A 14,123-nucleotide genomic window follows, 5' to 3' on the forward strand; every position below is an offset into this window, starting at 1 on the left:
TCCTGGCTATGGCGACGCGGCTGCCGCTCTTCCCCCTGGGCACGGTGCTCGTGCCGGGCCTCGTGCTGCCGCTGCACATCTTCGAGCAGCGGTACCGGGTGCTTGTCGAGGCCCTCATGGCGCTGCCCGAGGGGGCGACCCGGCAGTTCGGGATCGTCGCGATCCGCACCGGGCACGAGGTCGGCGAGGGCAACGCGACCGCGCTGCACGCCGTCGGGTGCATCGCCGAGCTGCGCGAGGTGACCCCCTACTCCGACGGACGCTTCGACATCGTCACCGTCGGCGAGGGCAGGTTCCGGGTCGTCGGCCTCGACGAGGCCGCCGGGACGCCCTACCTCACCGGTCTCGTCGAGCTCATCGACGAGCCGGACGGCGAGGGCGACCTCGAGGCGCTCACCGACCGGGTCGTCGAGCAGTTCGCGGAGTACCGGGCCGTCCTCGACGTCGACGTCACCGAGCTCCCCGACGACCCGCGCGTCGTCAGCTACCTCGTCGCCGCGGCGGTCATCCTCGACCTGCCCGAGCGGCAGCGGCTCCTCGAGGAGCCGACGACGGCGGACCGGCTCGCCGCCGAGATCGGGCTGCTCAAGCGCGAGCGCGCCCTCATCACCGCGTTCCGCTGCCTGCCGGCGACCGACCTGACGAAGGGAAGCGTGAGCTCCAACTGAGCAAGAAGGCGAAGGACGCCGTGGGGACCCCCGCGACCGTCCTGCTCACGGCCCAGAAGGTGCCGCACACGATCCGGGCGTACGAGCACGACCCGCGCGCCCACGAGCGCGGGCTCTCCTACGGCGAGGAGGCCGCGCTCGCCCTCGGCGTCGAGGCGGAGCGGGTCTTCAAGACCCTGGTCGCCGACGTCGACGGCGCGCTCACCGTGGCCGTCGTCCCCGTCGACGCGCACCTCGACCTCAAGGCGCTCGCCGCCGCGGCCGGCGGCAAGAAGGCCGCGATGGCCGACCCGGCGGCCGCCGAGCGCGCGACAGGCTACGTCGTCGGCGGGATCAGCCCGCTCGCCCAGCGCAAGCGGCTCGCGACCGTCGTCGACGAGTCCGCGCTGGCGTTCGACAGCGTCCTCGTGTCCGCGGGGCGGCGCGGGGTGGACGTCGAGCTCGCCCCGGCCGACCTCGTCCGGCTGACGGGCGCGCGCACCGCGTCGATCGCGCGGCACTGATGCCGACCCCGGAGTTCGTCCTGCGGCTGCGGGAGAAGATCGGCCACGACCTGCTGTTCATGCCCGCCGTCTGCGGCGTCGTCGTCGATGCCGACGGCCGAGTGCTGCTCGGCCGGCGCAGCGATACGGGCGGGTGGACGCTCGTCGGCGGAATCATGGAGCCGGGCGAGGACGTCGCGGACGCCGTCGTCCGTGAGGTCCGCGAGGAGACCGGCATCGTCGTCCGGCCGGACCGGATCGTCAGCGTCTTCACCATCCCGCCGATGCTGTACCCGAACGGGGACGAGGTCTCCTACGTCATCACGACGTTCCGCTGCACGCCGCTGTCCGGCGAGGCGCATGTCGCGGACGACGAGTCGCTCGAGGTCGGCTGGTTCGGCCCGGACGAGCTGCCACCACTGCCCGACCGCGACCTCACCCTGCTCGTGGATGCGCTGCGGGACGACGGCGTCGTCTCGTTCCCGAGCAGCCGGTAGCCGCGGACAGGCGCCTCAGTCCCGGGGTGTCCGTGTCCCCGCGACGAGCGGGGCCACCATCACCTCGGTCGTCGGCCCGACGAACGAGTAGCTCCGCTCCGGGCTGAGGGCGACCTGCTGCTCGGGGTACACGGCTCGGGCGGCCTCGACGTCGGCGGCGTCCCAGGCATCCTTCTCCGGGGTGAAGCCGCGGAGCTCGAACGCGAGGTTGCCCTCCCACACCTCCACCCGGTCGACGCCCCCCCGGCACGACCTGAACGCGATTCCCCACTGATCGTGACCGATGTCGCGGCACTGCGCCGCGGGATCGGTCACGATCACGGTCCTCAGGCCTCAGTCCGGGACACCCCACGTGAACCGGTGCGTGTGGATGCCGTAGTACTGCCAGACGCGGGTCGAGAGCACGCCGTCGACGGCCCGGACGCGGTCGTTGACGACGTCGAGGAGCTCCTCCGGCGTGCGGCACACGACCTCGGCGAGCAGGTCGTGCTCCCCCGAGGTGAGCACGAGGTAGACGACGTTCGGGATCGCGCCGAGCGCGTCGGCGACGGCCCGGACGTCGCCCTGGGTCTGGACGCCGACCATCGCCATGACGGGGAAGCCCGTCGCGATCGGGTCGGTGACGCCGACGACCTGGAGGACGCCCTCGTCGACGAGCCGCTGCACCCGCAGCCGGACCGCCGGCGCCGACAGGCCGACCTCGGGCGCCATCGCGGCGTACGAGGCCCGGCCGTCGTGCTGGAGGATCCGCAGCAGGGTCCGGTCGACGTCGTCCAGCTCGGCCCGGCCGCCGCTCACGCGACCGGGCCCGTCCCCACGAGCTCGTCGACGCACGCGGCGAAGACCTCGGTGTGCCGGTCCACGTCGTCGGTGGTCGTCGTCGGGCACATGAGCGCCATGTTGTGGAACGGCGTGATGAGGACGCCGCGGTTGGCCATGAACAGGTGCACGTACTCGTCGAGCTCGTCGTCGGCGCTCTCCGCGGACGCCGTGCCGGTCGTCGGCGCCGGGCTCGCGAAGCGGTACTCGCTGCGGGCCCCGAGCTGCTGCACCGACCAGGCGACACCGGTGCGGTCGATCGTCGCCTGCACGCCCTCGGTGAACCGGGTGGCCAGGGCGATCATGCCGTCGAAGGCCTCCGGCGTGAGGACCTGCTCGAGGGTCGCGCGCATCGCCGACACCGACAGGGCGTTGCCGGCGAGCGTGCCGCCGACACCGCCGACGTCGACGAGGTCGGCGTCGGCGTCGGCGCCGACGAGGCGGGCGACCTCCGCGCTGATGCCGTACGCGCCGGACGGGATGCCGCCGCCGATGCTCTTGCCGATGACGAAGATGTCGGGCTCGAGGTCCCAGGCGGTCGTCGCCCCGCCCCAGCCGGCGGAGAACGTGTGCGTCTCGTCGATCATGAGCAGCGTCCCCGCGGCGGTGCAGAGCTCGCGGACCCGCTCGAGGAAGCCCGGCTCGGGCAGCACGATGCCGATGTTCGTCAGTGCCGGCTCCATGAGGACGGCGGCGACGTCGCCGTGCGCGAGCTCGCGCTCCAGCGCCGCAGCGTCGTTGAACTCGACGACGCGCGTCGTGAGGTCCATCGGGACCGGCGGGCCGGCGTTGCCGGGGCGGGCGACGGCGACGCCGTCCGGGCCCGGGACGGCGAAGATCTCGTCGACGCTGCCGTGGTAGCAGTACGAGAAGACGAGGATCTTCGGACGGCGGGTCGCGATCCGGGCGAGCCGGATCGCCCACCGGTTCGCATCCGTCGCGGTGAGCGTGAACGACCACAGCGGGAGCTTGAACCGACGGGACAGCTCGGCGCCGACCCACTCGGCGTCGGCGGTGGGCAGCATCGTCGTCACGCCGCCACCGACCTCGAGCCGCTCGCGGACGGCGGCCACGGTCGCCGCCGGGCTGTGCCCGGCCATCGCCCCGGTGTCACCGAGCGCGAAGTCGATGTACGTGCGGCCGTCGACGTCGGTGATCGTGTTGCCGTGCGCGGTGTCGAGGTACAGCGGGAACCCGCCGCTCCACTTCGCCATCCAGGTCATCGGCACCCGGCCGAAGAGGTGGTCGGCCGCACCGAACAGCTCCGCCGAACGCGGGTGCGCGGCCGTGTACGCCGAGCGCTCACGGTCGAGGAGGGTCGCGAGCCGGGTGCGGTCGATCGTCACGTCTGTAGGCATGACGGCACCTTAGCCGAGCGAATCGAATGCCACCAGAGCGATTCGCTTACGAATCGTTAGCGCAAGGCGGGTGGCTACTCGCGACCCAGCAGATGGACGACGAGCAGGCGCAGCGTGGTCACCGCGCCGAGGACGACGGGCCAGGCCAGGACCATCCCGTCGGCGCGCAGCGCGGGGGCACCGAGGACGAGGCCCACGGCCAGCCCGACGAACCCGCCGAGGACGCTGCCCGCGAGCGCCACCCCGGCCCGGACGACCTGGCGGTGCCCGGGCAGCACCGCGAGGAGCAGGGCCGACACGAGACCGAAGCCGATGCCGAGGAGCGCGAACGTGCCGTCGGACGCAGCGGCCTGCTCGTCGGGGTCGGTGGCCCCGACGACGGTCGCGCCGACGAGGGCCCACAGCGCCCCGAGCACGACCCCGCCGGCCACGCAGGCGACACCGACCCACACCTCGCCGCGGACCGAGGTTGTCGGGGCCGACCCGGCCACGTGGTGCGTCGTCACGCCGGAAGTGTAGGTGGCCGCGGCACCCCGGCCGGCCGCCGGACCGGTCAGCGCGTCGTCAGCCGCACGCGCAGGGTCTGCTCGCCGCCCCCGGCGACGACGACGGTGAGCCCGAGCGCGTCGAGCGGGGCGAGGTCGGCCCGGGCGTCGGCGGGCATCGTGTCGCCGTAGGCCGTGAGCAGCCCCTGGACGTCGGCGAACGCGACGACGGACGCCGCCCCCGCGTCCGGGGCGGCGCCACGGAACTTCGGCACGGCCGACAGCCCGGCACCGGGCGTCTCCAGCGCCGCGAGGGCCTCGGGGCCGGTGCCGGCGACGTACCCGCCGTCGACGACCTTCGCCGTGAACGGCACCCCGGCGTCCGTGGCCAGCCCGGAAAGGGTGTCGACGAGGTCTCCGAGGCCCGCCCCGGACGTCGTGACCTTGAGCCCCACGGACGGCGTCCCGTCGGCGCCGGGACCGCCGACGGAGACGGCCGCCGTGTCGCCGAGGAGCGTCGCGAGGTCGCCCGGGAGGTCGAGCCCGACCGTCGTGGAGGCGATGTCGACGAGGTCACCGGCGTCCTCGCAGGTCGCGGCCGAGACCTGCGCGAGCATCTGGTCCCACTGCTTCGTCACGGCCGGACCGAGCCCCGCCGCACCGATCCCGGCCAGCGTGCCCGCCGGCAGCGCCTCGATGCCGGTGCCCGCACCGGAGGCCGCGGCCGTCGCGTCGGCACCGACGACGCTGCCGAACAGCTCGAGGGACGGGCCGTCGAAGCGCAGCGTCACGGCGCCGTGGCCGGGCACCCGGGGTGCCGCGGGCGCGGTCGCCCCCGCGCAGCCGGGGAGCCCGCCGAGGGCCTGCGACGACGCGGAGGCGGACGCGAGCGCCGAGACCCCGGGGCCGTCGAACCAGGCGGCGGCGACGCCGTCCTCACCGATCCGGTCGAGGTCCTCGGAGAAGGTCCTCTCGTCGGCGAGCGGCGCCGCCTGCGCGGCGGTGACGACGGCCCGCGCGGCCGCGTCGGTCCGCGCGAGGACGAGCCAGCCGTCCGCGGCGGCGACCCCGGCGTTCTTCAGCGACGCCATGTCGGCGACGGCGGCCTTCTCGTCGGTGACGGCGAGCACACCGACCACCTCCGGCTCGGTCGCCCCGGCCGCGGCGGGCAGCACCGCGAGCGCGGCCCGGTCGCCGATCCACTCGCTCGCCTGCGACCACGGCGGCGCCCCCTCGACGTCCCGGGTGAGCTTCTCCCACATCCACTCGCGCGGGTCGCCGTCCTCGCGCAGGTCCTTGCCGCCGGGGAACCTCCGGGCGAACCGGATCGCGTCGATCTTCTGGCCGGCGGACGGGTCGAGGTCGAGCTTGACCATCGCGACGGCCGCCGCGGGCAGGTGGTCCTCGGGCTGGTCGCCGCCACCGAGCAGACCGGTGGCCACGTACCCGCCGACCCCGACGCCGCCGACGACGAGCGCCGCGGCGAGGCCGGCCGCAACGACCGCGCCCCGGCGCCGGCGCGGTGCGGGCAGGAGCGTCGGGCCGTGGGTGAGCGTCTCGGCACCGGCCGCGTACCCGGGCGGGGCGTACCCGCCGCCGTACGGGGAGCCTGCGGCAGAGGCGGGGACGCCGCCGTAGGGCGACGGCGGGAACGGCGCGCCGCCGGCCGGTGCCCCCCACGCGGGACCGCCTGCCGGTGGTGCATTCTCGCCCTGCTCGTCCCAGCCCGTGCCCGACACGCCGACTCCCTCCGCGACGGGCCCGCGCCGCCGACCGCAGTCGATCACTGTAGGACGGCGCCACTGACGTCAGGCCCGGTTCGGTGCGACACCCACCACCCGGCGTACACCGGATCGTCCGGACGGCGCAGCGCAGCCCACCCGGACCGGGGTCAGGACGCCAAGGAGGCCCGCATTCGGCGGGCGGCGTCGAGCAGCCAGTCGTCAGCGGAGGACGCGGGCGGGTCAGGAGCGGCCAGAGCAACACCCCGGCCCAGCTCCAGCAGGGGCTGGGTTCGCAGACCGGAGAAGCCGGTCGCTCGACAGAGGTACGTGAGGAGACCGGGTCTCGGAGACCTGGCCGGCACCTCCGGAGCGTCCGCCTTCAGAAGGTTCTCGATGCGTTTCGAGGTGACGATCATCCAGTCCGGCATGACGTGCGACTCGACGACGCGAGCGAGCGCCACAGCCTCCGCCGTGTCGAACTCCTGCTCCGGGCGCGACAGGTTCAGCAGGAACACGTTCGGGACGTACTCGCTGACAGAACCAAGAACCCACATGGCCGCTATCGGCGGGAGCGGCCGTCCCGTGCTCGAGAGCATGAGGAGGTTGCCGCCGTCCGGGCCGCGGTCCTTGAGCTGCCGGTGGAGTTCCTTCACGAGCTTTCCCGAGGAGATGGCCTCTTCGAGTGGTCTGAAGTGTCCCCGCAGGCTGACTTCCCATCCTTCGAAGCCGGGGGTCACTCGGGAGATCTCCGACATCGTGTCGGCGACGAGACCGCCGATCTCGGGGGGTTCGACAGCGCGTGGTCCCCAGTAGGCAGCCAGATAGAGCTGTTCGGGACCTAGACCGAACACGGGACCTGTTCTCCGCTGCTCAGTACCGGTGCTCAGACCAGGCAGCTCGGCCCGAGGAGGGCCTTGAGATCGCCGAAGAGCGCCGGGGACGGCGTGACGCGCAGCCGGTCGTCGAGGCGCATGAGCTTGAACCTGCCTGGCTGGGTCAGCTTGAGGTGCACCTCCGTCGGCCCGGGGTGGGTCGAGAGCACGTCCTTGAGCCGCTCGACGACCGGTGGCGTGCAGCGGGTCACCGGCAGCGAGACGACGACCGGGCCGCGGTCGCCCTCGTCGAGGTCGGGGATGCTGAGCTCCTGCGCGAAGATCGACGGCGTGTCGTCGCGGCGGCTCACCCGGCCGCGGACGACGACGACGAGGTCCTCGGCGAGGACGTGCGAGACCGTCTGGTACGCCTGCGGGAAGAAGAGCACCTCGATCGCGCCGCCGAGGTCCTCGACGGTCGCGATCGCCCACTGGTTGCCGGTCTTCGTCAGCTTGCGCTGCAGGCCGCTGATCATCCCCGCGATGGTGACCTGGGCGCCGTCCGGGCGGCCGTCGTCCCCCGTCAGGGTCGCGATCGAGCAGTCGGCGGCCCGGGACAGGATGTGCTCGACGCCGAAGAGCGGGTGGTCGGAGACGTAGAGCCCGAGCATCTCCCGCTCGAGGGAGAGCTTCTCCTTCTTCTCGAACTCCGGCAGGTCCGGGACGTCCGCACCGAGCTGGGTCGGCTCGTCGGCGCCGCCCCCGCCGAGGTCGGCGAAGAGGTCGAACTGGCCGATCGCCTCCTGGCGCTTGACCCCGACCTGGTTGTCGACCCGCTCCTCGTACACCGACAGCAGCGCGCGCCGGGTGTGGCCGAGGTCGTCGAAGGCGCCGGCCTTGATGAGCGACTCGATCGTCCGCTTGTTGCAGACGACGGCCGGGACCTTCTTGAGGAAGTCGTCGAAGGACGTGAAGCTGCCCTTCTCCTCCCGGGTCGCGACGATCGCGTCGACGACGTTCGCGCCGACGTTGCGGATCGCGGTGAGACCGAACCGGATGTCGGTGCCGACCGGGGTGAAGTCCGCCGCGGAGGAGTTGACGTCCGGCGGGAGGACCTTGATGCCCATCCGGCGGCACTCGTTGAGGTACAGCGCCGACTTGTCCTTGTCGTCGCGCACGCTCGTGAGGACGGCGGCCATGTACTCGGCCGGGTAGTTCGCCTTGAGGTAGGCCGTCCAGTAGGAGACGAGGCCGTACGCGGCGCTGTGCGCCTTGTTGAAGGCGTAGTCGGAGAACGGGACGAGGATGTCCCAGAGGGTCTTGATCGCCGCGTCGGAGTACCCGTTGGCGGTCATGCCCGCGCTGAACCCGACGAACTCGGCGTCGAGGACCTCGCGCTTCTTCTTGCCCATGGCCCGCCGGAGCAGGTCGGCCTTGCCGAGCGTGTAGCCACCCACCTTCTGGGCGATGGCCATGACCTGCTCCTGGTACACGATCAGGCCGTACGTCGTCCCGAGGATCTCCGAGAGCGACTCGGCGAGCTCGGGGTGGATCGGCGTGATCGGCTGCTGGCCGTTCTTGCGCAGCGCGTAGTTCGTGTGCGAGCCGGCGCCCATCGGGCCCGGCCGGTAGAGGGCGCCGACGGCGGAGATGTCCTCGAAGTTGTCCGGCTGCATGAGGCGCAGCAGCGAGCGCATCGGGCCGCCGTCGAACTGGAACACCCCGAGGGTGTCGCCGCGGCCGAGGAGCGCGTAGGTCGCCGGGTCGTCGAGGGTGAGCTTCTCGACCTCGATGGCTTCCTTGCCGTTGAGCGTGAGGTTGCGCAGCGCGTCGTCGAGGATCGTCAGGTTGCGCAGGCCGAGGAAGTCCATCTTGACGAGGCCGAGGTCCTCGCACGACGGGTAGTCGAACTGCGTGATGATCTGGCCGTCCTGCTCCCGCTTCATGATCGGGATGACGTCGACGAGCGGCTCGCTCGACATGATGACGCCGGCGGCGTGCACACCCCACTGCCGCTTGAGGTTCTCCAGGCCGCGGGCCGTCGCCACGACCTTCTGCACCTCGGGGTCGGAGGCGTGCAGCTCGCGGAACTCGCCCGCCTCGTTGTACCGCTTGTGCTCGGGGTCGAAGATCCCGGCGAGCGGGATGTCCTTGCCCATGACGGCCGGCGGCATCGCCTTGGTGAGCCGCTCCCCCATCGAGAACGGGTAGCCGAGCACCCGGGAGGCGTCCTTGAGGGCCTGCTTGGCCTTGATCGTGCCGTACGTGACGATCTGGGCGACCCGGTCGTCGCCGTACTTGTCGGTGACGTACCGGATGACCTCGCCCCGGCGGCGCTCGTCGAAGTCGACGTCGAAGTCGGGCATCGACATCCGCTCGGGGTTGAGGAACCGCTCGAAGATCAGCCCGTGCTCGAGCGGGTCGAGGTCGGTGATCCCCATGACGTAGGCGGCCATCGAGCCCGCGCCGGAGCCACGGCCCGGGCCGACCCGGATGCCGTTGGCCTTCGCCCAGTTGATGAAGTCGGCGACGACGAGGAAGTACCCCGCGTAGCCCTTGCTCGTGATGACCTCGATCTCGTAGTTCGCCTGCTTGCGGACGGCGTCCGTGATGCCGTTCGGGAAGCGGCGGTGCAGGCCCGCCTCGACCTCCTTGACGAACCAGGACTCCTCGTTCTCGCCGTCGGGGCACGGGAAGTTCGGCATGTACTTGCCGACCGACTCGGTGAACCCGGACTCGCAGCGCTCGGCGATGAGCAGGGTGTTGTCGCAGGCCTCGGGCAGCTCGCGCCAGAGGTGGCGCATCTCCTGCGGCGACTTGAGGTAGAAGTCGTCGGCGTCGAACTTGAACCGCTTCGGGTCGGCGAGGGTCGCGCCGGACTGCACGCACAGGAGCACCGCGTGGGCCTGGGCGTCCTCGGCGCGGGTGTAGTGCAGGTCGTTCGTCGCGACGAGCGGCAGGTTCAGGTCGCGGGCCAGCCGGATGAGGTCCTTCTGGACGCGGCGCTCGATGCCGAGGCCGTGGTCCATGAGCTCGCAGAAGAAGTTCTCCGCGCCGAAGATGTCCCGGAAGTCGGCGGCGGCGGCGCAGGCCGCCTCGTACTGACCGAGGCGCAGCTTGGTCTGGACCTCGCCGGAGGGGCAGCCCGTCGTCGCGATGAGGCCCTCGCCGTACGTCGAGAGCAGGTCGCGGTCCATCCGGGGCTTGTAGAACATGCCCTCGATGCTCGCCAGCGACCCCATCCGGAAGAGGTTGTGCATCCCCTCCGTGGTCCGGGCCAGGAGCGTCATGTGGGTGTAGGCACCGGTGCCGGAGACGTCGTCCTCGCCGCCGTCGCCCCAGCGCACGCGGGTGCGGTCGAACCGGCTCGTGCCCGGCGTGAGGTACGCCTCGACGCCGATGATCGGCTTGACCCCGTACTTCTTGGCCTTCTTCCAGAACTCGTAGGCCCCGAAGAGGTAGCCGTGGTCGGTGGTGGCCACGGCCGGCATGCCCATCCGTGCCGCCTCGGAGAAGAGGTCGTCGATCTTCGCGGCGCCGTCGAGCATGGAGTACTCGGTGTGCACGTGGAGGTGCACGAACGAGTCGCTGCTCGACGAGCTGGCAGGCACGGGGCGGCTCCTCGGGTCGTGCGGGTGGTGCGCTCGGACGGCGCACGGCGGCGCCGCACCTCCGGGCAGGAGGCGTCGGCGTCGGGCGGCGCGCGTGCGGGCCGGGGGAAGGTCCGCACCGCTCGTGGGGGTGGGGCCCACGATGCGGGCCGGACGGCCTCGCGTGCCGGTCAGTCTAGGTCGCGGCACCGACAGACCGCTGGCGGCTCGCGTCAGGGCTGACCGGCACGGCGTGTCGGAGCCGCCGCGGCGTCCGCGACAGCGCCCGGCGGCGGGACGGCCGCCGACCGGGCGCACCCGTCCGGGGGCGAGGGACCGGCACAGAGCCATGTGACCGTTCCCTGATCAAGTTGCGCGAAAACGCGCTCGATGCATCTGGGGACGACGGGTCCGGGCACGCCCGGACCCGGCGCGCCGGTCGGCAGGACCCGCGTGCCACCGAGACCAGGAGTGGTGCATGTTCGAGCACCTGTTCAGCCGCCGTGACGCCGCCCCCCAGCAGGCCGAGCCGGCGGGAATCCCCGCGGACATGGTCCTCGAGCGGCTCGTGACGAACGTCATGCTGGCCGACCCGGACCTCAACATCACGTACGTGAACCCGTCGCTCATGCGGATGCTGCGGGGCATCGAGGCGGACCTGCGCAAGGATCTGCCGGCGTTCGACACGAACAACCTCATCGGCGCCAACATCGACATCTTCCACAAGCGCCCCGACCACCAGCGCCGCCTCCTCGGCGGGCTGCGCGGCCGGCACGACGCCCAGATCGAGGTCGGCGGGCGGGTGCTGTCGTTCTCGGCGAACGGCCTCGACGCCCCCGACGGCACGAGGATCGGCTTCAGCGTCGAGTGGAAGGACGTGACGACCGCGGTCCGGCTCGAGCGCACGCAGAAGGACGTCGCGGACACCCTCGCGGCCGCCGGCCGCGGCGAGCTCGACGCCCGCGCGTCCGTCGCCGGCCTGACGGCCGAGGAGGCCGAGCTCCCGACCGTCGTCAACGGGATCGTCGCGACGCTGGAGAACCTCGACTCCGAGCTCAAGCGGATGGCGGTCGCGCACGACGAGGGCGACATCGACGTCGTCATGGACCTCGCGCTCTTCGACGGCAACTTCCGCGCCGTCGCGGCCGGTGTGAACGACATGGTGAACGGCCACATCGCGGTGAAGAAGAAGGCGATGGCGGTGGTCAAGGCCTTCGGCGAGGGCGACTTCGACGCGCCCATGGAGCAGCTGCCGGGCAAGAAGGCGTTCATCAACGAGACGCTCGAGCAGGTCCGGACGAACCTGCGGGCCCTCGTCACCGACGCGACGATGCTCTCCGCCGCCGCGGTCGAGGGCCGGTTGGAGACCAGGGCCGACGCGGCCCGGCACCGCGGCGGCTTCCGGACGATCATCGACGGCATCAACGACACCCTCGACTCGGTCATCGGGCCGCTCAACGAGGTGAGCCGCGTGCTCGCCGCTCTCGAGGCCGGCGACCTCACGCAGACCATCGACAAGGCGTACCAGGGCGACCTCGAGCAGCTGCGGCTCGCGACGAACAACAGCGTCGCCAAGCTGGGCGACACCGTCTCCCAGGTCGCCTCGGCGGCCGGCGAGCTCGTCAACGCCGCGTCCCAGATCAGCTCCTCGGCGCAGACCCTGTCCCAGGCGACGACGGAGCAGGCGTCGAGCGTCGAGGAGACGAGCGCGAGCATCGAGCAGATGTCCGCGAGCATCGGCCAGAACTCCGAGAATGCCAAGGCCACCGAGGGGATCGCGAGCAAGGCTGCCGGCGACGCGGAAGCCGGCGGCGAGGCGGTCGAGAAGACGGTCGAGGCGATGAAGCAGATCGCGGCGAAGATCGCGATCATCGACGACATCGCCTTCCAGACGAACATGCTCGCGCTCAACGCGACGATCGAGGCCGCCCGGGCCGGCGAGCACGGCAAGGGGTTCGCGGTCGTCGCGACCGAGGTCGGCAAGCTCGCCGAGCGCTCCCAGGTCGCCGCGCAGGAGATCGGCCAGCTCGCGACCGACTCGGTGCACACCGCCGAGCGGGCGGGCGGTCTGCTCCAGGAGATCGTCCCGAGCATCAAGCGGACGTCCGACCTCGTCCAGGAGATCGCCGCGGCGTCCGCCGAGCAGACCTCCGGGGTGTCCCAGGTCACCAGCGCGATGGCCCAGATGAACAAGGTGACGCAGCAGAACGCGTCCTCCAGCGAGGAGCTCGCGGCGACGAGCGAGGAGATGACCGGCCAGAGCGCGCTGCTCCAGGACCTCATGGACTTCTTCACGGTCCCGGGGGCCCAGAAGCGGGTGAGCACCGGCCGGCCGGCGGCGACCCGCCGTCCGCCGGCCCAGCGCGTCCAGCACGCGCCGGCCGCCGCCGGCCCCGTCTTCGACGAGGGCAAGTTCGACCGGTTCTGACCGGAACCGTCGCCGCCCCCGCGACGTCGATCGACGTGCCGCCCCGGACCCGCTCGGTCCGGGGCGGTCCCGACTAGAGTCGGCGCGAGGACCCGGAGCACCGGGTCCCGTACGGGGCAACCTCACACACGGAGGCATGCGATGGGCCTGATGGACAAGCTCCGCGGCGAGTTCATCGACATCATCGAGTGGACCGACGACAGCCGGGACACGATCGTCTGGCGCTTCCCGCGCTACGACAACGAGATCAAGATGGGCGCCCAGCTCGTCGTCCGCGAGTCGCAGACCGCGGTGTTCGTCAACGAGGGCCAGATCGCCGACTCGTTCACCCCCGGCACCTACACGCTCGAGACCCAGAACCTGCCGATCCTGTCCAAGCTCAAGGGCTGGAAGTACGGCTTCGAGTCGCCGTGGAAGGCCGAGGTCTACTTCGTCAACACCCGGCTCTTCACGGACATGAAGTGGGGCACCCAGAACCCCGTCATCGTCCGGGACGCCGAGTTCGGCATGGTCCGGCTGCGCGCGTTCGGCGCTTACGCGATGCGGGTCACCGACGCCGCGAAGATGCTCCGCGAGCTCGTCGGCACCGACCCGCAGTTCCGGACCGAGGAGGTCCAGGAGTACCTGCGGCAGATGATCGTCGGCCGGCTCGGGTCGGCCCTGGCGACCGCCGGCGTCCCGATGCTCGACCTCGCGTCGCAGCAGCAGCAGATCGGGCAGCGGATCGCGGGCGTGCTCTCCGAGGACCTCTCGAACGTCGGCATCACGATCCCCACGTTCATCATCGAGAACATCTCGGTGCCGCCCGAGGTCGAGGCCGCGCTCGACAAGCGGACCCAGATCGGTGTCGTCGGGGACCTCGACGCGTACACCAAGTTCCAGACCGCGAACGCCATCGAGGACGCCGCCCAGAACCCGGGCGGCGGCGGCGAGGGCATCGGCATCGGTCTCGGGATGGCGGTGGGCAACCGGATGGCGCAGCAGCTGAACCCGCAGCAGCCGGCTGCCCCTGCCCCTGCCGGGGCGCCCGCTCCCCCGCCGCTGCCCGCGGCGGCGCAGTGGTTCGTCGGCGTCGACGGCCAGCAGCAGGGCCCGTTCGACGCGGCCACGCTCGCCGGCCGGGTGGCGTCCGGCGGGCTGACGGCGGACACCCTCGTGTGGAAGACCGGGATGGCGCAGTGGGCGGCCGCGAAGGACGTCCCCGAGGTCGCCGCGCTCCTCGCGAGCGCGCCGCCGCCGCTGCCGCCGCAGGGCTGATCC

At 72.0% G+C, this 14,123-nt stretch carries 12 protein-coding genes; 5 read left to right on the plus strand and 7 right to left on the minus strand.

The window, feature by feature from the left end; all coding sequences use genetic code 11:
* Positions 1-8: 8 nt before the first annotated feature.
* Genes EDJALFJO_RS24525 through EDJALFJO_RS24535 form a run of 3 tightly spaced genes read left to right on the plus strand, consistent with a single transcriptional unit; the run spans position 9 to position 1,647 of the window.
* Positions 9-668, plus strand: a complete 660-nt coding sequence (locus EDJALFJO_RS24525) for an LON peptidase substrate-binding domain-containing protein (RefSeq protein WP_088288939.1) — start codon at positions 9-11, stop codon at positions 666-668.
* Entirely contained in the window at positions 665-1,171 is a 507-nt protein-coding gene (gene ybaK, locus EDJALFJO_RS24530; protein WP_088288975.1) for a Cys-tRNA(Pro) deacylase, read from the plus strand. The genes EDJALFJO_RS24525 and ybaK overlap by 4 nt, the downstream gene beginning before the upstream one ends.
* The gene (locus EDJALFJO_RS24535; protein WP_088288940.1) at positions 1,171-1,647 is read left to right on the plus strand and encodes an NUDIX domain-containing protein; all 477 of its coding nucleotides are present in this window, start codon (positions 1,171-1,173) and stop codon (positions 1,645-1,647) included. The genes ybaK and EDJALFJO_RS24535 overlap by 1 nt, the downstream gene beginning before the upstream one ends.
* A gap of 15 nt (positions 1,648-1,662) precedes the next feature.
* Here EDJALFJO_RS24535 and EDJALFJO_RS24540 read toward each other — a convergent pair whose 3' ends face one another.
* From EDJALFJO_RS24540 to dnaE, 7 genes are all read right to left on the minus strand, one after another.
* Positions 1,663-1,962, minus strand: coding sequence for a hypothetical protein (locus tag EDJALFJO_RS24540; protein ID WP_143448764.1), 300 nt, complete (start codon positions 1,960-1,962; stop codon positions 1,663-1,665).
* Positions 1,963-1,980: 18 nt separating this feature from the next.
* Entirely contained in the window at positions 1,981-2,424 is a 444-nt protein-coding gene (locus tag EDJALFJO_RS24545) for an Lrp/AsnC family transcriptional regulator (protein ID WP_088288976.1), read from the minus strand.
* 17 nt (positions 2,425-2,441) lie between these two features.
* Positions 2,442-3,824, minus strand: coding sequence for a transaminase (locus EDJALFJO_RS24550; protein ID WP_088288942.1), 1,383 nt, complete (start codon positions 3,822-3,824; stop codon positions 2,442-2,444).
* Between the two features lie 74 nt (positions 3,825-3,898).
* Entirely contained in the window at positions 3,899-4,330 is a 432-nt protein-coding gene (locus EDJALFJO_RS24555) for a hypothetical protein (RefSeq protein ID WP_143448765.1), read from the minus strand.
* Positions 4,331-4,377: 47 nt separating this feature from the next.
* Positions 4,378-6,048 carry a hypothetical protein gene (locus tag EDJALFJO_RS24560; RefSeq protein ID WP_143448766.1) on the minus strand — a complete coding sequence of 557 codons (1,671 nt, stop codon included), beginning with the start codon at positions 6,046-6,048 and terminating at the stop codon, positions 4,378-4,380.
* 152 nt (positions 6,049-6,200) lie between these two features.
* Positions 6,201-6,884, minus strand: coding sequence for a hypothetical protein (locus EDJALFJO_RS24565; protein ID WP_088288945.1), 684 nt, complete (start codon positions 6,882-6,884; stop codon positions 6,201-6,203).
* A gap of 32 nt (positions 6,885-6,916) precedes the next feature.
* Positions 6,917-10,393, minus strand: coding sequence for a DNA polymerase III subunit alpha (gene dnaE / locus EDJALFJO_RS24570; protein ID WP_369812578.1), 3,477 nt, complete (start codon positions 10,391-10,393; stop codon positions 6,917-6,919).
* Positions 10,394-10,913: 520 nt separating this feature from the next.
* On the opposite strand from dnaE, the gene EDJALFJO_RS24575 reads away from it, so the two are divergent.
* Together EDJALFJO_RS24575 and EDJALFJO_RS24580 are read left to right on the plus strand one after the other, a co-directional pair.
* Positions 10,914-12,863, plus strand: a complete 1,950-nt coding sequence (locus EDJALFJO_RS24575; RefSeq protein ID WP_088288947.1) for a methyl-accepting chemotaxis protein — start codon at positions 10,914-10,916, stop codon at positions 12,861-12,863.
* 141 nt (positions 12,864-13,004) lie between these two features.
* Complete coding sequence (locus tag EDJALFJO_RS24580; RefSeq protein WP_088288948.1) at positions 13,005-14,120, plus strand: SPFH domain-containing protein; 1,116 nt, start codon at positions 13,005-13,007, stop codon at positions 14,118-14,120.
* Positions 14,121-14,123 lie beyond the last annotated feature (3 nt).

The sequence above is a fragment of the Kineosporia sp. A_224 genome, assembly GCF_002198655.1.
GTDB lineage: Bacteria > Actinomycetota > Actinomycetes > Actinomycetales > Kineosporiaceae > R-H-3.

Bases quoted from the DNA above. Each gene is read 5' to 3' on its own strand.
- EDJALFJO_RS24525 (WP_088288939.1), top strand. From the start codon at position 9: ATGGCGACGCGGCTGCCGCTCTTCCCCCTGGGCACGGTGCTCGTGCCG.
- EDJALFJO_RS24535 (WP_088288940.1), top strand. From the start codon at position 1,171: ATGCCGACCCCGGAGTTCGTCCTGCGGCTGCGGGAGAAGATCGGCCAC.
- EDJALFJO_RS24550 (WP_088288942.1), bottom strand. From the start codon at position 3,824: ATGCCTACAGACGTGACGATCGACCGCACCCGGCTCGCGACCCTCCTC.
- dnaE (WP_369812578.1), bottom strand. From the start codon at position 10,393: ATGCTCGACGGCGCCGCGAAGATCGACGACCTCTTCTCCGAGGCGGCA.
- EDJALFJO_RS24575 (WP_088288947.1), top strand. From the start codon at position 10,914: ATGTTCGAGCACCTGTTCAGCCGCCGTGACGCCGCCCCCCAGCAGGCC.
- EDJALFJO_RS24580 (WP_088288948.1), top strand. From the start codon at position 13,005: ATGGGCCTGATGGACAAGCTCCGCGGCGAGTTCATCGACATCATCGAG.